This is a genomic window from Bacillus crepusculi (assembly GCF_014764715.1).
Taxonomy (GTDB): domain Bacteria; phylum Bacillota; class Bacilli; order Bacillales; family Bacillaceae; genus Bacillus.
This window is the reverse complement of record NZ_JACXXE010000005.1, coordinates 63,158-87,942: the sequence shown is the minus strand read 5'-3', so window position 1 is coordinate 87,942 and position 24,785 is coordinate 63,158. Positions and strand designations below refer to the sequence as shown.

Here is a 24,785-nt window from a genome sequence, read left to right as displayed (position 1 = left end):
AAAAGTCACTAAGTACGTACTTAGTGACTTTTGGTATAACACATTCTTCGCTCATAGGTGCCCGTTTATGGGAGGTTAAGCTTCAAAGGGTTCGCCAGGTTGGTGGCTTCCTTCTAAAACAAGAATCCCTTTTTCAGCAGGCGCATCTGGAAGGTCTAATTCTTTTGCTGAACAAATCATTCCGCTTGAAGGTACCCCTCTTAGTTCAGCATCTTTGATGACCAAACCGCTCGGCATCACCGCACCGACCTTAGCAACAACGACATATTGACCTTGATCGACGTTTGGTGCACCGCACACGATTTGTAATGTTTCTTCGCCAACATCTACTTGGCAAATGTTTAATTTATCTGCATTCGGATGCTTTTCCTTTTCCTTTACATAACCGACAACAAATTTTGGTGATAGATCGACAGTCAACGTTTCACTAACACCGTTGCGGTTTAAAATTTCATTGATATCTTGAACAAGCGTTTCAGAAAGCGGTACAGATCCGTTTTCTTCAATCTTCATGTAAGTGGATGCGTTGAAGATATTAAAGCCTGTTGTTTCTTTTGTGTCTTGATTGTAGATTCTCACGACATCTCCAAACGTCTCATGAGCTACTTCTTCTCTAGTCACATCTTTCAATGAAATAAGGAGTGTGTCGCCTACACCTTCTGCATTATAAAAAACGTTCATTCTTCAAAATTCCCTTCTACTACTGTTTTGGTCTGCTTTTTGCAAGAATAAAGATCGGTTCAAGCTTGCCCTCGTCGTATAAAAATGACAATGCGGTAATTGGAACCGTGCCGCTGGCGAAGAAGCTCATCGACATCTGTCCTAAAATATCATAGCCTGATTCATTGCGAACATCTGCAATGATGAATACATCTTGATGGGGAACAGAAATGGCCATCTGTCCTTCTATTTTTTGCGCATAATCTTGTAAAATCGATTCATTTAAAAGTCTGCTGGCATCATACCCGTCATTCGCACGGAAGAAATAAAACCGGTTGCCTGCGACCTCATCCATTTTCACCACGGTTTCAAGTGAACGGACGTTGAAGCTTGCGGTTTCTCTGATGCGCTCTTTTGTCCAATTTTCCTTTTGAAGCATCTTTTCATCAATTAATCTGTAGGTGCTTCCAAGGTCAAGCGCATAGTAAATTCTCGTTTCAGCTGTATGCTCATCAAACACGAGCGGAATCCCATCACTTGATGTCTCCGGAAAGGAAGTGGAACGAATAACCGGATAAATTTGCTTTTCTTTTCCTGAGATGTGCTGCGCTTCACCTTTCATGGCACTTAGCGCCTCTTTCACATAATAGACAATCTCATCTAGGGTTTCATCAGGCTTTACTTCCCACTTTGCAATGATTGGCGGGAGCTCTAGTAGGATGCCTTTACCTGTTTGTTTATCTTCAATACGAAGCGTGTCTTTTTCCCGGTCAAACTGATGTGACCAGCTGTCATTCGTCAGACGGCTTTTGAGTTCGTTCGCAAGCTGTCTTGATGTCATTTTCGCCATGGTTTAGACTCTCCTTTCATTATTTAGAAAGAGAATCTGTTAAAAATGCTTCAATCTCTTCCTTTGTCTTCCGATCCTTGCTGACAAAGCGGTTAATCTCTTGTCCGTTTTTAAAGACTAAAAAGCTTGGAATGCCGTAAATTTCCCATTCTGCGCAAGTGTCAATGAACTGATCTCTATCGACATAGAAGTATTCAAATTCTGGGTAGTCTGCTTCAAGCTCTGGCAAGAATGGTTCAATAAATGTACAGTCCGGACACCAGTCAGCTGAAAATAGTAATACCGTTAAGTCTTGTTGAATGACCTTTTGTAATTCTTCGTTTGATTCAATTTTTTTCATGTTTCATTCCTCCAGTTTGTATGGTTAAATCTCCGAATTGTATATAGCCTTTCTTTCTCATCCATTCTGATACTACCAAACTAATCAGTGCCGGGCCAACAATATGCAAGAGAGCAATCGCTAGGAATACGGATGGATGAAACCCCATGACTGTCAGGGTCATGAGCTGTCCAACAAGGCCGCTCGTTCCCATACCCGCCCCTGCCGCATTATTGACCATCCCAAACCCAATAATACCAATTGGCGCAAGTATCAGGCCCGCAATCGTCGGTGGAATGAGGATGAGGGGATTTTTCACAATATTCGGCAGCTGCAATTTTGACGTCCCAATACCGACAGCCGCAAGACCGCCAAATCGGTTTTCTCTAAAGCCTGCAGCGGCAAAGCCGATCATCTGCGCACAGCAGCCGATCGTTGCAGCACCGGCCGCTGTCCCGCTTAAATCAAGCATGAGTGCAAGTGCCGCACTTGAGATCGGTGAGCTGAGGGCAAGTCCAACAATGGTGGCAACTAGCATACCCATGATCAGCGGGCTTTGGTCTGTCCCCCACATGATGAGCCTGCCAAGCCCTGTCATCATAGCTTCAATCCCAGGTCCGATCAAAGCGGCGGTGAAAAAGCCTGTGATAATGGTGACAAGCGGCGTGAAGATAATATCAATTCTTGTCTCACCACTGACAAGTTTGCCGACTTCCACACCAATTAATGCTGCGACAAAGCTGCCAGCAGGTCCCCCAAGCTCTGCTCCGGCAGCGCCTGAGACTACACTTGCAAAAATGATCAAAGGAGATGCATGTAAGCGGTATGCAACCGCTACGCCAATCGCAGGGCCCATAAGCCCCATGGCGAGCGTCCCCATTTTGATCACAAGTGGAAGTGATAACAGGCCGCCTGCTGTTTTTAAGATCAGCCCTACCACTAATGTAGCAAATAGACCTAAAGCCATATAAGAGAGTGCATCAATGAAATACACCTTCGGCGAAAGGGAAATGCCCTTTCTTTTCAAATAAGTCATCAACGTCGTCTTCCCGCTTTCTCATAGGAAAGACGAAGAGGCCTGTCCTTCCCATTATATGTAGTCTTCTTACGATGAAAAATAGTCTCTACCATGAATATCATAATCATATTTTTTTTGCTTTATCAAGCACTTCTTGTGTAACATGAAAAGAAACAGGGCAAACCTTTACTAAGTTTGTGCAAAAGGAGGAGAACGTTATGCAATTAACCATCTATTTAGCTGGAGAAATTCATAGCCAGTGGCGTGATGAAATCAAGGAGAAAAGCCAATCTTTGAAGCTGCCGGTGACATTTGTTGGCCCAATGGAGAATCATGACCGCTCCGATCACATAGGTGAAGACATTTTAGGCGAGCAACCGAATGCCATTTTCAAAGACGATGCTGCTTCTGATTTGAACAATTTTCGTACTGAGATTTTATTAAACAAGGCAGATGTTGTCATTGCCCGCTTTGGTGAGAAATATAAACAGTGGAACACGGCAATGGATGCATCTGCTGCTATTGTAAAAGGAAAACCTCTTATTTTGATCCGTCCAAAAGAGCTGCACCATCCGTTAAAGGAACTATCAAACAAGGCAAATATCACTGTAGAGACAGTGAATCAAGCGATCAAGGCGTTATCTTACGTGTTTGAACAGCAATAAGAAAGAAGGCTGCCGTGATTGAAGAGGCAGCCTTTTTTATGACCTTTACACCTGTTGATAAATAGAATCCACTGTACTTTGATCACATCTTTTCACAAGACGAACAATTAATTCCTTTGCCGCAGCGTAATCATCCACATGTAAGACAGAATGACTTGTATGAATGTAGCGAGCGCAAACTCCAATGACAGCAGACGGTACACCTTGATTCGAAATATGAACACGCCCAGCATCCGTACCACCCGGTGATACGAAGTATTGGTATGGGATGTGATTTGTTTCAGCAGTATCGAGCACAAAGTCTCTCATGCCTCGGTGCGTAATCATCGTTCGATCAAAAATACGAAGAAGTGCACCTTTTCCAAGCTGACCAAATTGTGTTTTGTCACCCGTCACATCATTTGCAGGACTCGCATCTAGAGCAAAGAATAGATCTGGCTGAATCATATTAGCTGCTACCTCTGCCCCTCTAAGCCCTACTTCTTCCTGAACTGTTGCACCTGAATACAGCTGACATGAAAGAGACTCGTCTTTTAATTCTTTTAATAATTCAATGGCAAGTCCGCAGCCATAGCGGTTATCCCAAGCCTTTGCTAAGATCTTTTTTGGATTCGCCATTGGGGTGAAGACCGTTGCAGGGACAATTTGCTGCCCTGGGCGAACGCCAAGCTCTTTTGCCTCTTCTTCGCTGTCTGCACCAATATCAATCAGCATATCTGCCGGCTTTACAGGTTTGCTTTTTTGTTCTGGCGTGAGAAGGTGAGGTGGTGTACTAGAGACGACACCCGGAATTGGCCCATGATCGGTATGAACGTCCACACGCTGCGCCAGCATCACTTGACTCCACCAGCCGCCAAGTGTTTGAAAACGAATCATCCCGTTTTTCGTAATCGATGAGACCATGAAGCCCACTTCATCCATATGACCTGCCACCATAATCTTAGGTGCCTTATCCGGACCCTTGCGCACGCCAAACACTCCGCCGAGACGATCCTGAATGAGTTCATCAGAATATTTCTCAAGTTCTTTCTTCATAAAAGCACGCACATGGTGCTCATTACCTGGAGTTCCCTGTAATTCTGTTAAATTTCGAAAAAGCGACAATGTTTCTTCGTTCATTCTACAGTTTCCCTCGTTTCTATGTAATCACCATATAAATTCCTATAAAAATAACACTCACTTTATACTATAAGAATTCTTTCGGTTTTCCAAGTATCTCTCCTGAAATTTTGAATATGCTTTCAAGTATTCGGATTCCTTAACATCAATGGACAAGTTTTGTATAATGGAAAAAACAGCAATACGGAGGTGCAGCTCGTTGAAGTTAAAACATGTTCTAATTGGTGCGAGTATTGGCGTAGCCGCTGCAATGATTGCAAAGAAAGTATTTTTCCCTACGTATATCTCGTCTGAAAAAGCGTTAAAAATTGTGAAATCTGCTTTTAAACAGCGCGGTCCGATTGATGGTTCTTGGATTTATACTGTACCAGAGCCGTATACCGTAAATGGTGAAACGATTGATGTGTACAAATCTGGCATTACTCGCTCTGCCTTTGGTGAGCTTGAACAGTATGAAGTGATGATTGATGCCAAAACAGGCATGATCGTTGATGTCATTGATTCTGTTGCTTGATCAAGAAAGCTTCGCAAAGACGTGTCCTTGCGAAGCTTTCTTTTTTTATATGGCTTTGATTTTTTTGTACACAGGATGCCACATGGCGTCCTGTACAGCCTGAATGAGATCATCAGGCGTTTCTTCAGCAATCCCTTCGTCAATCGCTGCTTGTGCCACACGGACAGCCACTGTCGCTGAAACGGTTCGAAGCTGATCCACACTTGGCAGCATCGCAGCACCCGGTTTTCCAACATTGACCATGCTCGCAATGGCTTCAGCACTTGCAACAAACATGCTGTCTGTCATCAGACGGGCTTTACACACAATGGTTCCAAGACCTAGCCCTGGAAAAACGAGCGCATTATTCGCCTGTCCAATCTCATATGTCACACCGTTGTATTCGACAGGATCAAATGGACTTCCTGTTGTCACAAGAGCGCGTCCTTCCGTCCACTCGATAAGGTCATCCGGCTTTGCTTCTGAAAGAGGTGTCGGATTCGACATCGGTAAAATCGCTGGGCGCTCGACGTGTGACGCCATTTCTTTCACAATTTCCTCCGTAAATGCCCCTCCTACTGTCGAGGTGCCAATTAAAATGGTTGGTTTCGCCTGCTTGACGACCTCTAACAAATCAATGGAATGCTTTGGACCATTACGCGCATAATCCTTTACTTCATCAGAACGTCTTGCATACGGCTTTTGGAATGGCTGAATGTCTGGTGAATCATCTGTGAGCAATCCCGTTTTATCAATACACCAGAAATGATCATAAGATTCCTCTTCTTTAACACCATCTCGCACGATGGCATCACGAATTTGCTCAGCTATGCCAATACCTGCTGTACCGGCTCCAAAGATAACAATTCGGTGATCTTTCAGCGGAACCTTCGATGCTTTCGCACATGCAAGAACCGCCGCAAGTGAAACCGCCCCTGTCCCTTGAATATCATCGTTAAATGTACAAATGCGGTCCTTATATTTTTCCAAAATGGCACGTGCATTCTTTGTACCAAAATCTTCCCAGTGGAGAAGTGCATTTGGAAAAGTTGCGCGGGCAAGCTCTACATATTGATCAATGAACTGATCATAGCGCTCACCTCGAACGCGAGAGTGCTGATTCCCCACATAAAGCGGATCATTTAAAAGGCTCTCTTGGTTCGTCCCAGCATCAAGCACCACTGCCAGCACGCGGCTTGGATCAATACCTGCTGCTGCTGTATAAACAGCGAGTTTCCCAACTGAAATGGCAATCCCGCCAACACCCCAGTCTCCAATGCCTAAAATGCCTTCTGCATCAGTTGCAACAATTAAATCAATCGATTCATCAACACCATAAGCGGCGAAAATCTCTTCCATGCCTTCTAGGTCATCAATGGATAAATAAAGCCCTCTTGGCTTTCGATACTCATGACTATAACGCTGAATCGCCGTTCCTACGGTCGGCGTGTAGACAATCGGAAGCATTTCCGCCAGGTGCTCATTTAGTAATTTATAAAACAGCACTTCGTTTCTGTCATGAAGCGCTGTTAAATACACATTTTTCCCAAGCTCATCTGGCTGCGCTTGGAACTGCTCATACGCACGCTTTGCCTGGTCCTCTAACGTTAAAACCTTAGGCGGGAGAAATCCCTTTAAACCAAGCTCTTCCCGCTCTTCCTTTGTAAATGCCACCCCTTTGTTTAAATAAGGAACCGACATGACTTCCATTCCTCTTAATGTCGTCTCAATAACATCACCATGTACACGATAAAATTGGTTCACCTGCACTCTTCCTTTCACAAGTTCATTTTGTCGTTATTTTGTGTGAAAGGAGAAAAAACATACAGATGATCTCTTATCTTCCTGTTTCTCTTTTGACTTCATGTGTCATTTGCCCGTCTTCATCCCACTTTACAGCGCGGTAAATGGCATCATGATAAAACAAGTACCACGCATTGTTTTCTTCTGCAAATGCCTGCCACTTTTGCTTGGCGGGAATCGAAGTCATCGGATAATCATCATACGCCAGCACCCAAAGTGGGTTTTTATGGGCGTGTGTTGGCATAATATCAGCTAAATGAACCGCTGTTTCGCCCTGACTTGTGAGCGTTAAAATGCTATGCCCATTGCTATGACCGCCTGTGTGATGAAGGTGAATTCCCTCTGTCACTTCGATGCTTTTGTCAAAAGTGACCACTTGATCAGCTATCGGCTCCCAATTTTCTTTCCAATATGTATTTCTTGAGCGAATGTTCGGCTCTCTCATCTCATCCCATTCGATTTTGGATGTTATGATTTTTGCCTGCTGAAAAACAGACACAAGCTGATCGCCCTCGTGTTTTGTTAATCCGCTGGCATGATCGAAGTGCAAGTGAGTCATCAATACGTAATCAATGTCTGATGGGCGCAGGCCAAGGGCCGCTAGAGATTCTTCTATTTTGGTCTCTTCTGTCACGCCATAATTGCGTTTTTGTTTATCTGTCAGCTTCCCAGATCCGATGCCGGAATCCACTAACAGATGAAGACCATTCCACCGGATAAGAATTGGATCACACCGTAATTCAATTTGATTGCGATCGTTTACCGGGTATTTTTTTGACCATAATGGCTTTGGCACCACACCAAACATCGCACCGCCGTCCATGTGAGTATCTCCCCCGTTTAACCAGAACAGTTCCATTTCACCTATTTTCATTGTCTCCATTGCTGTCATCCCTCCTTTTTCTATCGTAGCAAATACAGCCGAAATTCGCATGCACCAATCTTTTCATGAAAAAAAAGCTGACTGCAATCATCCGTTGCAGCCAGCTTTTTTCTCTTGTTACTCTGGGAATTTCACTTCTGATCGATAAATGGGCTGTCCCATAGATGAGAATTTCTCTTCATATTCTGTCATCACATTTCCTTCTAGACCATCCTCATGTAAATCAAGGCTTACATACGTTAAAAGAAGACCGTAAGCAGAAAAGCTCTTTAAGGAATATTCAAATAACCCGCGGTTATCTGTTTTGAAATGTAATTCACCGCCTGGACGGAGAATATGTTCATAGCGCTCTAAAAAGGCTTTAAACGTCAATCTGCGCTTTTCGTGCCGTGCTTTTGGCCACGGATCGGAGAAATTCAAATACACCCGGTCAATCTCATTTTCCGCAAACACATCTGTCAGCGTCTCAGCGTTGATGTTTAACAGCTTTACATTTTCAACATCTGTTTCTTTGATTTTATCTACTGCTGTCACAATGACACTTTTAAACAATTCAATTCCAATATAGTTGATGCCAGGATGAAGCTTGCCCATTCCAGCAATAAAGCTCCCTTTTCCTGTCCCAACTTCGATATGGATTGGATGATCATTTCCAAACAGCTCATGCCATTTCCCTTTATATTGCTCGGGACTTGCTAAAGCAATATGAGCATTTTCAGCTAAGTAATCATCAGCCCATGGTTTATGTCGCATTCTCAATTTGATACACCTCTATTTTCTTTACATTTTATCAAGATACCATGAAACATAAAGACCCGCAAGACAGCATCTCATCAGCACATAGGAAAAAGACCAGCCCTTGCTTGAGCTGGTCTGCCGCATGTATAAATTGGGCGCTGAATGCACAGTTTAACCTCATAAATGACACGCAAGAAAGGAGCATACGTATGGGATTAAACCGCCAACATCAGCTTCAATTAATCAAAGATATCTTAACCGATCACCAGCTGGATTGCTGCGGGACTGTGGCAGAATATGAACAGGTGGGACGCGTGATTCAATTAATGCTGGCAAAAGAAGACCTTGATGCCGACGTTCGTCAGCTATTGACAGATATTTATGATTACAGCCAAAAGGGCACCTCTGTCAGTTCAATTGATGCACATATCGAGGAGCATCAATCTCACCTGTCTGAGTGGGTCGAAAACATTCCACTGTCTTAATGGACGTTTAACCGTTTTAGCAGTGCGTTTAGCTCTGCTTGCACTTCTTTTTGCGCCTTTTCATTCCCTTTTCTTTTATGCCAAACGACAAACGATACCGTTTCAGCGAGCACATACCACGCCATGCGTTTCCGCAAATTGTCTGTCAGCGGGGCGCCGTACATAGAGAGCCAGCTTTCCCAGTTTTCTTCATCCACATAATGGTATAAAAGCGGTCCAAGATCAATCGCTGGGTCCGCAATCATCGCCCCATCCCAATCGATTAAATAGAGCTGGTTTTCATCTGTCAGCAGCCAATTATTATGATTGAGGTCGCAATGACATACGACCTTATCCTCAAAATGGACAGCCTCCACATGCTTCTCTAAATACTGGATGGCACGCGTGATATCAGGTGAATCAATCTGCTCTTTTAAAATCGACTGCTTCAGATGCATCAGAATGGATTCTGGGTCTAGCGAATGCTTCTCTAATCGTTTCAGCATATCAAGCAATTCTTTAGATGTATGAATTTTTCTTAGCTGCTCCGCAACAGGACGGTCATTCATGTCCTTTGGCTTCAGCTCTCTGCCGCTCAGCCAGTGCTGCGCAGTAATGACATCCCCGTTCTCCATTCGTTTTGTCCAGACAAGCTTCGGCACAATGCCTTCAGCTGACAAAACCGCAAGAAACGGTGACGTATTGCGTTTTAAAAATAGCTTTTGGTCATTGTGTGTTGCGAAGTACGCATCTCCCGTAGCGCCTCCAGCAGGAGAGATGTGCCATTCGCTACCTAATATTTGTCCCAACCAGTTCATATCAATTTTCAACCCATCATTTCTTAAAATATTTTAAAATCTTGCTTTTTTAGTCGACAAAATTCAGCCGATTGAAGGTCAATTGGCTGTTTCTTTTTTTATTTATATGATCATAAAAACAAAAAGGACAGCTATTGAGAATGAGATGCTAAACAATAGCCGTCCTATAGATTTTATCGCTACCTTCTTATACTCGTCAAGCAAAACTAAAAAATCAGGACAAGAACCTTATGAAAAGGAAGGCTTTTTTCATGGTTCTTTTGCTGTCGCATACGACAGGAGTTATTTAAGCTCGTAATTTGAGGGACCGGTCGCTAGCCTTCACAAAGACAGGCGTTGCGCCGATTACTTCTCCATCTGCGTGAAATAAGATTTTTTCATCTGCCTCCAAGTACACTTCCTCATGCTGAAAAAGGGTGACACCCTCCATCGTCAGGTGCTTTCGAAACACCATCGCACTTAGAAACAAAAGGACTTTGAATGGATTCAAATCCGTGACTACGATCGTTTGAAAGCCTGGCTGCCTTGCACTTGCTTCTGGCGCTGCTTCCAGACCTCCCCCGTAATACGGATGATTGCATACGATCACAAACCACACTTGGCGAAAGACCTTCTTCTCATTTTCAATAAAAAGCGCAAGGTCGAACGGCTTAAATGACCATAAAGAATGGAGAAATGACAGCGGGTAGATGATAAACCCAAGCTTGAGCCTTTTCAGCCACTTTTTCCCTCTGAAATGCACCGTTTTCCTCAGGACATGCGCGTCAAACCCAGCACCAATATGATTTAGAAAGAGAACAGATTGCGGGCTTTCTGCATGGTCCTGAAAGGAACCGAGAGAAAAGGTCTTGGTAAGCATTCTCTTTTGCTTTCTCACTTCTTTTAATACATCATGACGCTGGATACCAAGGCCCTTCGCTGCGTCATTCCAATGACCAGCCGGGACAAAGCTTAGCTGCACATGATCGATTTCTTTTAAGCCATTCAGTACTTCATGAATGGTGCCGTCACCGCCAATGACGATCAGGCGCTTCAGTCTGTCATCTTGCATGGCGCTAATCTGTCTCGCCAAAACTTCTGCATGGCCTTCATGCTGTGTGAGAAATGACCGGTATGAGATCTCCACCTTTTGTAATTCTTTCTCGATGCTCCTCCAAGTGCGTAGTCCTTTTCCATGTCCTGCTGCTGGATTGACGATAAAGTACCATTCATTCATATATTAGCTCCACTCAGGTCTCATTTTACGTGACCTTTCATCATGCTTTTAATCGAGCCATTCCTGCCTTCTTTTGCTGTCTGATTCACCATAAGCAAGCAGTGCCTTTGTCGCCTTAAATTGCTGGTGCTTTGTCGGCGCCGCATTTTTCCGCTGCTTTTCAAACCATTCCTCAGCCTTTTTCTTATCGACAACCTCCATTCCATATGGCACTTCAGGCAAGTCAATATATGAGGTTCGGCTGATCAGGATTTTTTTCACAGGAAGGTCTACACCACTTTGCTGTAAAATCTTTGACACGACGGTGCCAGAGCGCAGAAGGCTTGCGCAAGGGTTCAAGACGGACTGAACAGCTTTCCCAGTCGCCCGCTTTTCCCAAAAACGTTCTTTCGTTCCAATATATACGCTGTCTGGCTCGGCCTCTAAGAAGGATAAACAGATCACTTCGAGCGGCGTAATGAGTACCGGACATAATTCCATCTCCGCTTTTTGAATGAGCAGCACCGGCTTGTACATCACAAAATAAGAATCTGGCAGCTGCCTTGCAAGCATACGCAGCTTTTCGTCATACCGAATATGATGGGATACGGTTGAAATGTGAGATAGCGTCGAGCTGGCCCATTTTAATTGAACATCGTAGAGATGATCCTTAAAAAAGTGAATCAGCTTCGTTTCATCAGTAGGAACGTTTGTAAAGACACCCTGCTCTATATCTGTAGGCTCGTTAAAAAGACTGAGGTCCCGTTCCTTTTTCATATCGGCTTCTTTTTGCTTTCTCTTTAAGGAGAATTTCTTTCTCTTTTCCTCCTCTTGTTCAGGCGTTTGTTCAGAGATTTGGTCAAACTGATGCTGCGCCTTTTCTTTAGAAGCCTTTTTTAACTCTTCCCACCTTTGTTTTTTCAATCGAATAAACTGATTGATGTAGTGATGTGGGTCTTGTTCATATCGAGATATATAATCTTGGATTTTGATAATTTGCGCCATCTGCTACTCACTCCAACTTCTAAAATCATTTATTTATGTAGTGCAAATTGTCTTATTGCGTGATAACGCGGGGTTTCTTTCGGGCGTATTTCAAATAAAGCAATACGAGAAACCTCCATCAAATATGGTTCTTTGCGTAAAGGCGCTTGTTCTGTATAAGGGTCATCCGCATTCCATTTGCGTGCGATCGTCATATGCGGATGAAAGGGTCTTTTTTCGACAGGATGACCTGCTGACAGTACGTATTCTTTCACCTTTTCTCTTACATGCATGAGAGGTGCACTATCATTTGGCTTTGCAAAAAAGACTCTCGGGCGCTCCTTCGTACCAAATTGCCCTAACTCATTCAGTTCTAGCGGAAATGCGGATGCTTCATTCGAAAGGTTTTCAAGCAACTGGATGATCTTTTCCAAACGTTCTTCTGGAATAGCGCCTAAAAATACAAGGGTCACATGATAATCATGTGGTGCTGTCCATTTTTGAAAGGACAGTCCGATTCTTTGATCAATGTCTTTTTTGATTTGATGTGCAAGTTGTTCGGGGATGTGAATCCCAATAAAATAATGACGGCTTTCTGACACGATATCACCTGTCCTTTTTTAACAAACTTTACGAATCCCCATTGATGATAGTATAACTAAAGAAATGCGGAATGAGAAGAAAGGGTGTTATATGATGAAGGTTGCACAAAATATGGCTGAACTGATTGGCGATACACCACTTGTCAAATTACAGCGACTTCAGCCAGACAATGCAGCGGCTGTTTATTTAAAGCTAGAATCATTTAATCCTAGCGGAAGTGTGAAGGACCGCGCTGCTTACAATATGATCGTTGAGGCAGAAAGACAGGGGAAGCTTACAAAAGGGGCGACCATTATTGAGCCAACTAGCGGAAATACTGGGATTGGTTTAGCGATGAACGCTGCAGCAAGAGGCTATAAAGCCATCCTTGTCATGCCTGATACGATGACAAAGGAAAGAGTGAATATTTTAAAGGCATACGGTGCGCAGGTCGTCTTAACCCCAGGAGAAGAGAAAATGCCAGGCTGTATTCGCAAGGCAGAAGAATTAGCTGCGCAAATTCCTCATAGTTTCATTCCTATGCAATTTGACAATGGGGCGAACCCAGATGCGCATAGAGGGACAACAGCTACCGAAATCATGGAAGCTGTGAAGCAACTTGGACAGCCCCTTGGAGCCTTTGTCGCAACAGCTGGGACTGGTGGAACCATTACAGGCACTGGAGAGGAATTAAAGAAGGCATTCCCCGACTTAAAGATACGTGTGGCAGAACCGAAGGGATCTCCAGTTTTATCTGGCGGAAAACCTGGTAAACATAAGCTCGTTGGCACAAGCCCAGGATTTATCCCCAATATTTTAAACGAACAGGTGTATGATGATATTGTGCAAGTAAGCGATGAAGATGCTTACGACATCACACGGCAGCTTGCCCGGCTTGAAGGAATTTTAGTCGGTCCATCGTCTGGTGCAGCTTGCTATGCTGCCATTGAAACGGCTAAACAAATGCCAAAGGATCATCTCGTCATCTGTATGACAGCAGATACGGGGGAACGATATTTATCAAGTGATGTTTTTCAAGATTAAAAAAGGAACAGGGCGATGAATCCCTGTTCCTTTTTCTTCGTTTCATGATCACGTCTATTTGACCGACTTTACCTCAGTCTGCTCTCCTGTCACGAATAAAACTTGTTCATCAGTGAGCGGGCATAAATCAAGCGTCTGCTGATACTTCTCCATGATTTGCTTAGCAGCCTCGCCTAAATAGGCATTGTGCATATGCGGAACCGGATAGCGACTCATTTCATTGAACCCTTGAAATGATGAAAGCTCTGGCGCCTTCTCCTGATCATCCATCAGGGAAATATATTCAATGCTTGGCGCCATGATGATACTCCCAGCAGATTCTCCAATGTACAGCTTGCCGTTGTTGATTTCTTCTTTCAACACAGTATCGAGACGGTTTCTTCTTAATTCCTGCAACAAATAGAAGGTGTTGCCACCTGATACATAGATTACATCATTTTGTTTTATCATCTGTGTGATCTCTTCGGCAGTCTGCTCAGCTATTTGAACAGTCTCTAGCTGCATACCTAATTGATGAAAGGCTTCTTTCGCTGCCTCCACATAATGCGTGACTTCTTCTACTGCACTGGCTGTTGGAAAAAATGTCACACGTTTTCCTTTTAATGATTCCCCTGCAAAGTCAGACAAGAGAGAATAGCTGTCTTTGAATGAAGAGCATAAGAACATGTTTTTCATTGTGAATCCTCTCTTTACCTTTTTCTATTTTGCTAATTCATACATCGCTTGTGCATATAGGGCTGTTGCTCTCAGTAAGTCATCAATTTCAATATATTCATCCTTTTGATGAGCACAATCTGGTCTGCCAGGGAATAAAGGGCCAAAGGCAACGCCTGCTTCTAAAGATCTCGCATACGTTCCTCCCCCAATAGCAATAAGAGTTGCTGGATCTCCAGTTTGTTCCTCATATACTCGCTGCAACGTTTTCACAAGTGGATGATCTTTTGAGACATGATGCGGAGGGCTGTCGTCAAATTTCTCAATAGATGCCCCTTTGATGCTTTCAATCCCTTTTTTGACGTCCTTGCCGTCTGCTGTCACTGGATAGCGGACGTTTAACCCAAGCTTTGCTTCCTCGTTTTGCGTATAGCGGATCGTTCCAACATTCAAGGTTAAGTCTCCGCTAATGTCATCTTGGCAAGCAATTCCCAGCTTGTGTCCTCGGGTGTCCTGATCAAATAAAGCGTTGATTTGGGAAGTAAAAGCAAGTCCTTGTTCATCTAATTCATGTCCACATAAGAAAGTCGCCATATGAATGCCCGCATTTGTACCATGCGACGGCTCCATTGCATGGACTGATACACCTTTTAATGTGAAATGCAGTCCATCTGCTGTGTTCTTTACCTCACCGGATAATTGATTGTCAGCAAGATAGGCTTCAAAAGCTGTTTTTAACACTTCTGCATCCTGCTCCTGTTCAGCTATCACAGTAGCAGCGGCTTCATCTGGTACCATATTGAGCCGCATACCTGATGTGAATTGCTTGAGTGTATAGCGCTTATCGTCCTCTATTGGTTGATATGTAAATGACACAATGGCATCTATGATCCCCTTTTCAGCATGAATAATTGGAAAATCAGCATCTGGTGCAAAGCCAATTTGCGGCATCGCCTCATGCTTGAAATAATGGTCCACACAGCGCCAATCGCTTTCTTCATCTGTTCCAATGATCATCCGAATCTTTTTCGATAGCTGAATTCCCGCATCTTTTAACATCTTAAGTGCGTAGAAAGCGGCCATGGTTGGGCCTTTATCATCAATAGCCCCCCTTGCAAAGATTCTATTTTCTCTGATATCCGCTGAAAATGGTGGGGTTGTCCAGCCATCACCAGCAGGCACAACGTCCACATGACATAGCACACCTACAATGTCTTCACCTTGTCCATATTCAATATGACCTGCATAGCCATCAACATTCTTTACTGTGAATCCTTCGTCTTCCCCTTTTTTCAGCATATACTGAAGGGCCTCATCGACTTTTTCACCAAATGGCTTTCCTTCTTTTCCACCTTCTTCATCAAGAACACTTTCAATTTGTAAAAAAGATTGTGTATCCTTGATCAAGTCTTCTTTTTTTCGAATCACTTCAGCTTCCCAATTCATTTTTCCATTCCTCCTTGAAAAAAGGTTGCAATCCACCCTTAAAACGAATATTATATTAATTGTTTTGTAATAATGTTCGTAAATGGAGGATTTTATGTTTCAGTTAAAAGAAAACCAAACCAACATAAAAAAAGAATTAATCGCAGGTATGACGACATTCTTTACTATGGTATATATTGTAGCCGTCAATCCAGGAATTCTTTCAAAAGCAGGTATTCCTTTTGACCAAGTTTTTACTGCAACAATTATCGCTGCTGTCGTCGGTACGCTTTGGATGGCGCTATTTGCAAACTATCCGATTGCCATTGCACCGGGGATGGGGCTGAATGTCTATTTCACCTTTACAGTCGTCGGCGGTGGCGGCATTAGCTATCAAACAGCGTTTAGTGCGGTATTTGTTGCTGGTATACTCTTTGTTATTTTATCGTTAACATCCCTTAGAAAACAACTGATTCAAGCCATTCCAGATAATTTAAAGTACGGCATTACAGCAGGAATCGGCCTTTTCATTGCGTTCATCGGCCTCCGTCAGTCTGGTATCATCACGGCTGATCCGGAAAACCTTGTGAAGCTTGGCAACTTAAGCTCGCCTGTTGTCATTTTAACGCTTATCGGCTTAATGATTTCCGTTATTTTAATGGTTCTTCAAATAAATGGCGCGCTGTTTATCGGCATGCTTGCGACCACATTGATTGCGCTCGTGACAGGTCAGCTTCATTTCCCTAAAATGCTGATGGACGTCCCTGCACTGCCTGAAGGCATGCTGATTACAAATCCAATCGCTGCCTTTGGTGATGTATTCTCTCATCATTTGTATGCAGTCGTCTTCTCCTTCTTACTGGTGACGATTTTTGATACAACCGGCACAATGATTGGGGTTGCGGAACAAGCTGGATTAATGAAAAATGGCCAGCTACCAAAGGTGCGCAGAGCCCTGCTCGCTGATTCTGTGGCAACGACGGTTGGTTCTATGTTTGGAACAAGCCCAACCACTGCTTATATTGAATCATCATCAGGGGTTGCTGCTGGCGGAAGAACTGGACTGACTTCTTTAACGGTCGCTGCACTGTTTATTGTGGCATTATTTTTTGGACCACTCGTTCAAGCCATTTCTTCTTTACCATCCATCACATCACCTGTTTTAATTATTGTCGGCTGCTTAATGATGAACTCAGTGTCACGCATTCGCTGGAACGAGCTAGACGAAGCATTCCCTGCTTTTCTTGTGATTCTTTCCATGCCGCTGACATCTAGTATTTCTACAGGGATTTCACTTGGATTTATTTCATATCCACTTGTGAAGCTGGCAAAAGGGAAATGGAAAGACGTGCATATCCTTGTTCTTATCTTTGCCGTCTTATTTTTCATTCAACTCTTTTTCTTAGATGCATAACAGAAACAAAAAAGGCACATTCTAATGAGGAATGTGTCTTTTTGAAATGATTATTTTTTATTTTGTAAATTTTCTGTGTTTATTTTTCGGATGTTCTAGCGTAGCATTCCTTATCTGATCCCTTGTGTTGATTGGGTTGTAACCGGATTCAAATCATGGTATATAACATAGTTTATTTCATGAAGACAAGTTAAAAAGCACGTAAATTTGACTTTTTGGTGGAACTAGATGCATAATAACGTGTATAATAGAATAAAACAATAAGAAACACGAACATTTACCATTGTTGCATGTCCTTATTTCGCAGTTTTAGTGTAGTAAGTTGTGGTTAGTCAAGTCCATCCGATCTTATTGATAGGGAGTGGTTTTTTGAAACCTTCAACAAACCGTATGATGACTCGAATTAAATCAGTCTATATGTTCATTCAAGAGAAAGGTCTTGTGACGACACAAGAGCTGGTTGATGAATTCGGGATCACACCTAGAACCATTCAAAGAGACTTAAACGTGCTTGCCTATAACGATCTTGTTCATAGTCCAAGCAGAGGCAAATGGGAAACAACGAGAAAAAAAGTAAAAATATCATCTTAAGCGTATAATGAATTGTCCATATAACAAAAAGAACCGGCGATATGCCGGTTCTTTTCTTTTATTCTTATGTTATTCACGATTCATTAAGCTGTCTAATTCTTCATCCGTCAATTCACGGTACTCTCCAGGTGCTAGGTCTTCATCTAATGGGACAGATCCCATCGACAGCCTTTTTAAAAAGATCACTTCATTTCCCACCGCTTGCGCCATAAGCTTTACCTGATGGTATTTCCCTTCAAAAATCGTTAAACGGATGCGTGTATCTTCGTCTTCATTTACATCTACTTCAACCTTTGCCGGCTTCGTCCGGTAGTCATCTAAAATCACGACCCCCTCTTCAAGACGCTTGATGTCTTGCTCACCGAGCGGGTATTTCAGATGAACTTCATACGTTTTTGGGACATGCTTTTTCGGAGAAAGCAATTGATGAGCAAGCTGTCCATCATTTGTGAGGAGGAGGAGACCGACTGTATCCTTATCCAGTCTCCCCACAGGGAATGGCTCCCTTGCGATATCCTCCGGCTCGAGTAAATCGACGACCGTTTCATCTCGCAGATCCTCTGTTGCCGAAATGACGCCATCTGGCTTGTTCATCATTAAATAAATAAATTCTTTATACTCAACACGCTCTCCGTGTACGAGCACTTCATCATTTGATGGATCGACATGATCTTTCACCTGCTTCGCCACTTCCCCATTCACTGTGACAGCCCGGGCCTTAACCAGCTTCTTCACATCTTTTCTTGAACCAAAGCCGCTACTTGCAAGCAATTTATCAAGCCTCATGAATATCCACCTCTTCTTAACTCTTTTTTCTTAAAAATGTCGGCAAACGGTTGCCAAGTATACGCTCTAGTAACCCAACCTTGTAAGATAAGAACATATACACACCGCCACCAGTGATCATTGAAATCAAAATAACAATACCAGCTTGTACAATTCCGCCTTCATACGAGATGAACTGATTCACAAACTGACATGTCACATAAGCCACTACAGCCATGATCGCTGTTAAAATACTTATGAGAATAAAACGCTTGAAAATCCTGCGGAACGAATAGCCTGCATGGCGCTTAATCATGATGAACATATATAAGATCGACGCACTGTAGCCTAGTGCAGTTGCAAGCACAGAACCATTTCCTTGCAGCCAGCTGATCAGCGGGATATTTAGAACCGTTTTAATGATGATCCCTAACAAAAGACTGACGATAGCAAATTTTTGTTTATTAATCCCCTGCAAAATCGCTGCGTTAATGGTGAATAAAGAAAATAGTAACGCAACAGGTGCATACCAGAACAAGATAGAGATCCCAATCTCAGGATGAACAGACGGATAGAAAAACCAATAAACCGGTCCAGCCAATGCCGATATACCAAATGAAGCAGGCAGTACGAAAAATAATATGACCTGCATCGTCTGATCAATTTGTCTATTGAGCAGTTTGTAGTTACGAGCTGTAAAGGATTCTGTAATCGTCGGAATCAATGTTAAGCCAAACGCTGTTGCAAGTGACACAGGAATCATGACGAGTTTCGGTAAATACAGCGTCACAATGGACAGGACCGCTGTACTAATGTCCTGATGTCCTGATGCAATCATGGCTCTGTTAATTGTATTTGTATCGATATAAGAATAAATTGGAATCGCAAGTCCAACAAACACATACGGTGCTGCATAGCTAAACAGCTCTGTGAACATTTGCTTATAAGACAAATCAGAGTATGCGCCTGTATTCGGCTGCATAGACAGAAGACGGTCTTTCCGCTTCAGCCAATATAAATAAAGTGTAAATAATCCGCCAAATGCGCCGATAAGCGCGGCAAATGTAGCATATCCGACAGCAATCACAAGCCCGCCGTCAAGCACCTTTAAAATAATAAACGTTGCTGTTAATAGGAAGATGATTCTGACAAGTTGTTCGATGACTTGGGAAACAGCTGTCGGCCCCATCATGGAGTGTCCTTGGAAAAACCCTCGCACAAGACTCATGATTGGTACAACCAAAAGACCTAAACTGACCATCCGAATCACATAGACCACTTGATCGACGGTCAACCCGCCTGTTTCATTCGATCCGCCAAGCTGAATCTTGGCAAAAATCGGTGCAGTCAAATATAAAAGAGAAAAGGCGATAATACCGGTGACAAGCATGACCGACATACCCGCCCTGAACATTTTTCTAGTTGTTTCATAATCGCCAATTGCATTATATTTGGAGACAAATTTCGATACCGCTGTTGGAAAACCAAGTGTAGCAATACTTAAAAAGATCGTATACTGATTGTATCCATATTGGAATAGCGCACCACCAGTCGCTCCGACCATTGCGCTAAATGGAATTAAGTAAATCATACCAAGAATACGAGAGAGATAAGTCCCAATCGTTAAAACCAACGTACCACGAAGCAGTTTATTAGACATGCGCTTAACCACCATTTTTCTAATGAATATTCAACTTAATTATTTTACCACATCATTTCATCGCACAGGTAACAATTCCAATACAGAAGTCACAAAACCAATCAATTCATATTTCAGCCTTGTCCAATCTTCGTTATAATAGAGAAATGACTGAAAGCAGAAAGAGGAATGTAACATGAAACATTATGATGTCATTGTCATTGGCGGTGGACCTTCTGGACTGATGGCCGCGATTGCATCAGCAGAGCACGGCGCAACTGTTCTGTTAATTGACAAAGGAAACAAACTTGGCAGAAAGCTGGCCATTTCTGGCGGTGGACGCTGTAACGTCACCAATCGCCTTCCAGTAGAAGAAATTATTCAGCATATTCCCGGAAACGGCCGTTTTCTATATAGTGCATTTTCTGAGTTCAATAACGAGGATATTATTCGATTTTTTGAAAACCTAGGCATCGAACTAAAAGAAGAAGACCATGGACGTATGTTCCCTGTCTCAAACAAAGCACAATCTGTTGTGGATGCCCTATTAGATAGGCTCCGCGCGCTCAATGTCACCATTCGAACGAATGAAAAGATTAAAACAGTTCTGTATCAAGACGGACAAGCAGCTGGAATTGTTACAAATAATGATGAAAAAATTTCAAGTAACGCTGTCGTCATTGCTGTTGGCGGAAAAAGTGTACCGCATACCGGCTCAACTGGTGACGGATATGCATGGGCAGAAGCCGCTGGTCATACCATTACAGAGCTCTTTCCAACAGAAGTACCGGTCACGTCAGATGAGCGTTTTATAAAAGAAAAAGTGCTTCAGGGGCTTTCATTAAGAAGTGTGGCTGTGAGTGTTTTAAATAAAAAAGGAAAACCGGTCGTCACACATGTCATGGATATGATTTTCACTCACTTTGGGTTATCAGGTCCTGCTGTTCTTAGATGTAGCGGATTTGTTGTGAAGGAACTGAAAAAGCAACAGACCGTCCGTCTACAAATTGACTTATACCCGAATTTGAATGACGAGGAGCTGTTTCAAAAGCTTCATCGTGACCTAAAGGACGAACCAAAAAAGGCGATTAAAAATGTATTAAAGTCTTGGATGCAGGAACGCTATTTATTATTCCTTTTAGAACGAAATGGTATTGATCCGCAGGACACATTTTCTGGCCTTGCCAAGGATAAGCTGCGAGCGTTTGCCCATGATTGTAAACATTTCATCGTTCATGCAAATGGTACGTTATCCTTAGACAAAGCGTTTGTCACAGGGGGCGGTGTTTCCGTGAAAGAAATTGAACCGAAAAAAATGGCATCTAAAAAAATGGCCGGTCTTTATTTCTGCGGAGAAATTCTAGACATTCACGGTTATACAGGTGGATACAATATCACGTCAGCCCTTGTGACAGGCAGACTTGCTGGTATGAATGCTGCACTTGAAGTAAAGGAGAGAGAGCAATGATCAGACGCGCACTTCCAATTGTACTTGCAGTTGTGATTAGTTTGACAGCCGCTGTTTTTATGAAGCTGTCAATTACCCCGTTAAAAGTCGCCATTATTTTGGCGTTTACCATTTTCGCAGTTTGTTTAAAAGAATATGTCTACCGTCTTCGCAAACGAATTGAAGAAAAATCATCTTCACATATCGATGGTTGATAAATGGAAGGGAATCATGTTACGGTAAAATGGAGGACGAGTGAGAAGCTCGCCTCTTTTTGTTTGAAAATAGTTGAGATAGGGGATATTAAACAAAATCCTCTGCTTAAACGTGTAGAACAACAGGAGAGTGAGATGGTGTGAAAAACGTATCAAGTGTATTTTGGATTGTGATTGCAATCACATTTGTTGCCGTTCTATGGGGAGCCTTTTCTCCAGAATCACTGCAACAAGTGACGGATCAAATTCAAACATACATTACAAATGACTTTGGCTGGTATTACTTATTAGTGGTATCACTGCTAGTCGGATTTTGTCTATTCTTTATCTTTAGCCCAATCGGCAAAATTACGCTAGGAAAGCCCGGCGAAGAGCCTGAATTCGGTCTATTTTCTTGGTTTGCTATGCTATTTAGTGCCGGTATGGGAATTGGTCTTGTTTTTTACGGAGCAGCTGAACCGATCAGCCACTATGCCATTCAGTCACCAACAGGTGATACTGAAACCGCCCAAGCCTTCCGCGATTCCCTTCGTTATACCTTTTTCCACTGGGGGCTTCATGCATGGGCTATTTATGCCATTGTTGCACTTTGCATCGCGTACTTTAAATTTAGAAAAGATGCACCTGGATTAATCAGTGCGACATTGCAGCCAGTTTTAGGAGATAAAATTGACGGATGGATCGGAAAAACCATCGATTGTATCGCTGTCTTTGCAACAGTCGTTGGGGTTGCAACGAGCCTTGGATTAGGCGCAGCCCAAATAAATGGTGGATTAGATTACCTATTTCAAATCCCGAATACTTTTAGCACACAATTGATCATTATTGCGATTGTGACGGTGCTCTTCCTTGCATCTGCACTAAGCGGTATTGGAAAAGGGATTAAATATTTAAGTAATATCAACATGGTATTAGCAGCTGTTCTGATGTTTTTCTTACTTTTGGCAGGTCCAACGGTTTTCATTTTAAATTCATTTACTGACTCGATTGGACAATACTTATCCAACATCGTTCAAATGAGCTTTCGCTTATCTCCAAATGATCCTGAAAAGAGAGAATGGATTAACGGATGGACGATCTTTTATTGGGCATGGTGGATCTCTTGGGCACCATTTGTCGGGATCTTTATCGCAAGGGTGTCACGCGGACGGACGATTCGGGAGTTTTTAGTTGGTGTCTTAGTCGCTCCTTCTATCCTTGTTTTCCTTTGGTTCTCCATTTTTGGCGTATCTGCTATGGACTTACAGCAAAAGAATATTGTCGATGTTGCGGGTTTATCAACAGAAACAATGCTCTTTGGTGTACTAAATGAATACCCACTAGCGATGGTAACATCCATTCTAGCACTCATTTTAATCGCAATATTCTTTATTACATCGGCTGATTCGGCCACATTTGTGCTTGGAATGCAGACAACCTACGGATCATTGAACCCTTCTGGCAGTGTTAAAGTGAGCTGGGGCATCATCCAATCAGCTGTTGCTGCAGTCCTATTATTTTCAGGCGGGCTGGAAGCCTTGCAAAATACCGCTAAACTCGCAGCTTTACCGTTCTCCGTCGTCATTATTTTGATGATTATATCACTGTATAAATCATTAAATGATGAACGAAGAGCAATCAAACAAGCAAACAAAGTCAATAAACCACGAAGTCCAAGAGTAAAAAAAGCATAATCTCAAGGTAAGAAAAGCCGTTCCTCATCGAACGGCTTTTTTCTATATAGACAAATGAAGATTGTCCTCACATTGAGGGTTCCGATAAAATAGTGATGAATCATCACTACTTTTCATAATGGAGGTATATATGACGTTACCTACGTTCAAGTACAACCCAGACCCAGTTGCATTAAACGTGATCAAAAAAGAGCCTACGACATGTCCTGTTTGTGAGAAAGAAAGAGATTATGTGTATCATGGTCCATTTTATACGGTTGAAGATGTGGAAGGGATTTGCCCTTGGTGCATTCAAGATGGATCAGCCGCTAAAAAATACGATGGAATGTTTCAAGACGATGTGAGCTGTGATGACGTCGATCAAGAAGAATATATAGAAGAACTGATCTTCAGAACGCCAGGCTATCGCGGGTGGCAGCAGGAATATTGGTTAAGCCATTGCGGAGATTTTTGCGCAATTGTCCAATATGTCGGATGGAAAGAGATTGAACATTTAGAAGAAGAACTCAGAGAGGATATCAATGACATTTGTAGCGGCGGAGGGTTAACGAAAGAGAACCTGAAACAATGGCTCGTCAACGGAGGAGACTTACAGGGCTATCTCTTTCAATGTGTTCACTGCAAAAAGCATCGTTTATATATTGACGCTAGTTAGTCAAAGAAAAAGGACCCTTCAAGCAGGTCCTTTTTTGATGCGATCTATTTTTTATATAAAATAAGTGCAGAAAAACAGTAGAGCTGTTCCCCTCCTTGCTCACAGATCACCGCTACATTGTACTTGATGTCAATAATTTGGTCGTCATCCATTCCTTTTAAAAAAAGATTGATTTCGCTTTGTAAATCTTTTTCGTGTTCTTCATCAAACACAGCTACCTTCAGCACATATGCCACTCTCCCTTCTCTCGCTACTCTATCTTTATGCACATAGAGAAAGGCATATGAACAAAAAAAGCCTTTCATCTCAGCGATGAAAGACCTTCTGTTTACAGCTTCGGTTTTGTTTCTCCTGTCCAAGCAAGCATCCCACCAACGACATTTGTCGCTTGGTAGCCCTGGTCCTCTAGGTAATAGCAGACATTTTCACTACGTTTACCAGAACGGCAAATGATATAATACTCCTGCGTTTGATCGAACGCATCCAGTTTCTCAGGGATATCTCCCATTCGAATATGGACAGCTTCTGGGATCATACCTTCTGCTACCTCTTCATCCTCACGTACATCGACTAGCTGAATGGCTTCTTCTTGCTCTAGTTTTTGTTTTAATTCTTCGATTGAAATTTCTTTTACTGACACGACGCTCATCTCTCCTTTTGTTCATGCGGTGA

The 24,785-nt window shown here is 42.7% G+C and carries 28 protein-coding genes; 10 read left to right on the top strand and 18 right to left on the bottom strand.

Annotated features, from left to right (window positions below; genetic code table 11):
* Nucleotides 1–75 precede the first annotated feature (75 nt).
* The 4 genes from ytpR to IEE86_RS10840 are packed head-to-tail and all read right to left on the bottom strand — an operon-like array spanning nt 76 to nt 2,865.
* Nucleotides 76–681, bottom strand: coding sequence for a YtpR family tRNA-binding protein (gene ytpR / locus IEE86_RS10855; RefSeq protein WP_191097241.1), 606 nt, complete (start codon nt 679–681; stop codon nt 76–78).
* A gap of 19 nt (nt 682–700) precedes the next feature.
* Nucleotides 701–1,510, bottom strand: coding sequence for a DUF1444 domain-containing protein (locus tag IEE86_RS10850; protein ID WP_191097240.1), 810 nt, complete (start codon nt 1,508–1,510; stop codon nt 701–703).
* 19 nt (nt 1,511–1,529) lie between these two features.
* Nucleotides 1,530–1,850 (bottom strand): thioredoxin family protein, encoded by a 321-nt coding sequence (locus IEE86_RS10845; protein ID WP_191097239.1) that lies wholly within the window; start codon nt 1,848–1,850, stop codon nt 1,530–1,532.
* The gene (locus IEE86_RS10840) at nt 1,837–2,865 is read right to left on the bottom strand and encodes a PTS sugar transporter subunit IIC (protein ID WP_191097238.1); all 1,029 of its coding nucleotides are present in this window, start codon (nt 2,863–2,865) and stop codon (nt 1,837–1,839) included. The genes IEE86_RS10845 and IEE86_RS10840 overlap by 14 nt, the downstream gene beginning before the upstream one ends.
* A gap of 200 nt (nt 2,866–3,065) precedes the next feature.
* Here IEE86_RS10840 and IEE86_RS10835 point away from each other — a divergent pair, with 200 nt between their 5' ends.
* The gene (locus tag IEE86_RS10835) at nt 3,066–3,512 is read left to right on the top strand and encodes a YtoQ family protein (RefSeq protein WP_191097237.1); all 447 of its coding nucleotides are present in this window, start codon (nt 3,066–3,068) and stop codon (nt 3,510–3,512) included.
* Between the two features lie 45 nt (nt 3,513–3,557).
* On the opposite strand, the gene IEE86_RS10830 is transcribed toward IEE86_RS10835, so the two are convergent.
* On the bottom strand, nt 3,558–4,631 hold the full coding sequence (locus tag IEE86_RS10830; RefSeq protein ID WP_191097236.1) for a M42 family metallopeptidase: 1,074 nt from the start codon (nt 4,629–4,631) through the stop codon (nt 3,558–3,560).
* A gap of 199 nt (nt 4,632–4,830) precedes the next feature.
* Here IEE86_RS10830 and IEE86_RS10825 point away from each other — a divergent pair, with 199 nt between their 5' ends.
* Nucleotides 4,831–5,145 carry a PepSY domain-containing protein gene (locus IEE86_RS10825; RefSeq protein ID WP_099726831.1) on the top strand — a complete coding sequence of 105 codons (315 nt, stop codon included), beginning with the start codon at nt 4,831–4,833 and terminating at the stop codon, nt 5,143–5,145.
* A 45-nt stretch (nt 5,146–5,190) separates the two neighbouring features.
* On the opposite strand, the gene IEE86_RS10820 is transcribed toward IEE86_RS10825, so the two are convergent.
* From IEE86_RS10820 to trmB, 3 genes are all read right to left on the bottom strand, one after another.
* Entirely contained in the window at nt 5,191–6,888 is a 1,698-nt protein-coding gene (locus IEE86_RS10820; RefSeq protein ID WP_191097235.1) for an NAD-dependent malic enzyme, read from the bottom strand.
* A gap of 73 nt (nt 6,889–6,961) precedes the next feature.
* On the bottom strand, nt 6,962–7,810 hold the full coding sequence (locus IEE86_RS10815) for a YtnP family quorum-quenching lactonase (protein ID WP_191097234.1): 849 nt from the start codon (nt 7,808–7,810) through the stop codon (nt 6,962–6,964).
* A 117-nt stretch (nt 7,811–7,927) separates the two neighbouring features.
* Entirely contained in the window at nt 7,928–8,569 is a 642-nt protein-coding gene (trmB, locus tag IEE86_RS10810; protein WP_191097233.1) for a tRNA (guanosine(46)-N7)-methyltransferase TrmB, read from the bottom strand.
* 188 nt (nt 8,570–8,757) lie between these two features.
* On the opposite strand from trmB, the gene IEE86_RS10805 reads away from it, so the two are divergent.
* Nucleotides 8,758–9,033, top strand: coding sequence for a YtzH-like family protein (locus IEE86_RS10805; RefSeq protein ID WP_034322465.1), 276 nt, complete (start codon nt 8,758–8,760; stop codon nt 9,031–9,033).
* Here the strand turns inward: IEE86_RS10805 and IEE86_RS10800 are convergent.
* The 4 genes from IEE86_RS10800 to thpR all read right to left on the bottom strand — a co-directional run bounded on the left by IEE86_RS10800 (nt 9,030) and on the right by thpR (nt 12,611).
* Nucleotides 9,030–9,830, bottom strand: coding sequence for a phosphotransferase family protein (locus IEE86_RS10800; protein ID WP_191097232.1), 801 nt, complete (start codon nt 9,828–9,830; stop codon nt 9,030–9,032). The two genes, IEE86_RS10805 and IEE86_RS10800, sit on opposite strands and share 4 nt — an antisense overlap.
* Nucleotides 9,831–10,116: 286 nt before the next feature.
* Nucleotides 10,117–11,046 (bottom strand): YegS/Rv2252/BmrU family lipid kinase, encoded by a 930-nt coding sequence (locus IEE86_RS10795; RefSeq protein ID WP_191097231.1) that lies wholly within the window; start codon nt 11,044–11,046, stop codon nt 10,117–10,119.
* A gap of 48 nt (nt 11,047–11,094) precedes the next feature.
* On the bottom strand, nt 11,095–12,030 hold the full coding sequence (locus tag IEE86_RS10790; RefSeq protein WP_191097230.1) for a hypothetical protein: 936 nt from the start codon (nt 12,028–12,030) through the stop codon (nt 11,095–11,097).
* 29 nt (nt 12,031–12,059) lie between these two features.
* A complete protein-coding gene (thpR, locus tag IEE86_RS10785; RefSeq protein WP_191097229.1) occupies nt 12,060–12,611 on the bottom strand; it encodes an RNA 2',3'-cyclic phosphodiesterase in 552 nt (183 codons plus the stop codon).
* Between the two features lie 94 nt (nt 12,612–12,705).
* Here thpR and cysK point away from each other — a divergent pair, with 94 nt between their 5' ends.
* On the top strand, nt 12,706–13,635 hold the full coding sequence (gene cysK / locus IEE86_RS10780; protein ID WP_411955695.1) for a cysteine synthase A: 930 nt from the start codon (nt 12,706–12,708) through the stop codon (nt 13,633–13,635).
* Nucleotides 13,636–13,689: 54 nt separating this feature from the next.
* Here cysK and IEE86_RS10775 read toward each other — a convergent pair whose 3' ends face one another.
* Nucleotides 13,690–14,310 (bottom strand): Type 1 glutamine amidotransferase-like domain-containing protein, encoded by a 621-nt coding sequence (locus IEE86_RS10775; protein WP_191097227.1) that lies wholly within the window; start codon nt 14,308–14,310, stop codon nt 13,690–13,692.
* A gap of 24 nt (nt 14,311–14,334) precedes the next feature.
* A complete protein-coding gene (gene pepV, locus IEE86_RS10770; protein ID WP_191097226.1) occupies nt 14,335–15,735 on the bottom strand; it encodes a dipeptidase PepV in 1,401 nt (466 codons plus the stop codon).
* A 94-nt stretch (nt 15,736–15,829) separates the two neighbouring features.
* Here pepV and IEE86_RS10765 point away from each other — a divergent pair, with 94 nt between their 5' ends.
* Both IEE86_RS10765 and IEE86_RS10760 read left to right on the top strand, forming a co-directional pair.
* On the top strand, nt 15,830–17,128 hold the full coding sequence (locus IEE86_RS10765) for an NCS2 family permease (protein ID WP_191097225.1): 1,299 nt from the start codon (nt 15,830–15,832) through the stop codon (nt 17,126–17,128).
* Between the two features lie 369 nt (nt 17,129–17,497).
* Nucleotides 17,498–17,719: a DeoR family transcriptional regulator gene (locus tag IEE86_RS10760; protein ID WP_008356419.1), complete on the top strand. Its 222-nt coding sequence runs from the start codon at nt 17,498–17,500 to the stop codon at nt 17,717–17,719.
* A gap of 69 nt (nt 17,720–17,788) precedes the next feature.
* Here IEE86_RS10760 and IEE86_RS10755 read toward each other — a convergent pair whose 3' ends face one another.
* Complete coding sequence (locus IEE86_RS10755; protein WP_191097224.1) at nt 17,789–18,505, bottom strand: pseudouridine synthase; 717 nt, start codon at nt 18,503–18,505, stop codon at nt 17,789–17,791.
* 16 nt (nt 18,506–18,521) lie between these two features.
* Nucleotides 18,522–20,144 (bottom strand): putative polysaccharide biosynthesis protein, encoded by a 1,623-nt coding sequence (locus tag IEE86_RS10750; RefSeq protein WP_191097223.1) that lies wholly within the window; start codon nt 20,142–20,144, stop codon nt 18,522–18,524.
* Between the two features lie 175 nt (nt 20,145–20,319).
* On the opposite strand from IEE86_RS10750, the gene IEE86_RS10745 reads away from it, so the two are divergent.
* From IEE86_RS10745 to IEE86_RS10730, 4 genes are all read left to right on the top strand, one after another.
* Nucleotides 20,320–21,591 (top strand): BaiN/RdsA family NAD(P)/FAD-dependent oxidoreductase, encoded by a 1,272-nt coding sequence (locus IEE86_RS10745; protein WP_191097222.1) that lies wholly within the window; start codon nt 20,320–20,322, stop codon nt 21,589–21,591.
* A complete protein-coding gene (locus IEE86_RS10740) occupies nt 21,588–21,785 on the top strand; it encodes a hypothetical protein (protein WP_191097221.1) in 198 nt (65 codons plus the stop codon). The genes IEE86_RS10745 and IEE86_RS10740 overlap by 4 nt, the downstream gene beginning before the upstream one ends.
* A 140-nt stretch (nt 21,786–21,925) precedes the next feature.
* Nucleotides 21,926–23,458, top strand: coding sequence for a glycine betaine transporter OpuD (opuD, locus tag IEE86_RS10735; protein ID WP_191097220.1), 1,533 nt, complete (start codon nt 21,926–21,928; stop codon nt 23,456–23,458).
* A 130-nt stretch (nt 23,459–23,588) separates the two neighbouring features.
* Nucleotides 23,589–24,113 (top strand): CbrC family protein, encoded by a 525-nt coding sequence (locus tag IEE86_RS10730; RefSeq protein WP_191097219.1) that lies wholly within the window; start codon nt 23,589–23,591, stop codon nt 24,111–24,113.
* Between the two features lie 44 nt (nt 24,114–24,157).
* Here the strand turns inward: IEE86_RS10730 and IEE86_RS10725 are convergent, their stop codons facing one another.
* On the bottom strand, nt 24,158–24,340 hold the full coding sequence (locus IEE86_RS10725; RefSeq protein ID WP_003217582.1) for a sporulation protein Cse60: 183 nt from the start codon (nt 24,338–24,340) through the stop codon (nt 24,158–24,160).
* Nucleotides 24,341–24,441: 101 nt separating this feature from the next.
* The gene (locus tag IEE86_RS10720; protein WP_191097218.1) at nt 24,442–24,753 is read right to left on the bottom strand and encodes a rhodanese-like domain-containing protein; all 312 of its coding nucleotides are present in this window, start codon (nt 24,751–24,753) and stop codon (nt 24,442–24,444) included.
* Nucleotides 24,754–24,785: the final 32 nt, after the last annotated feature.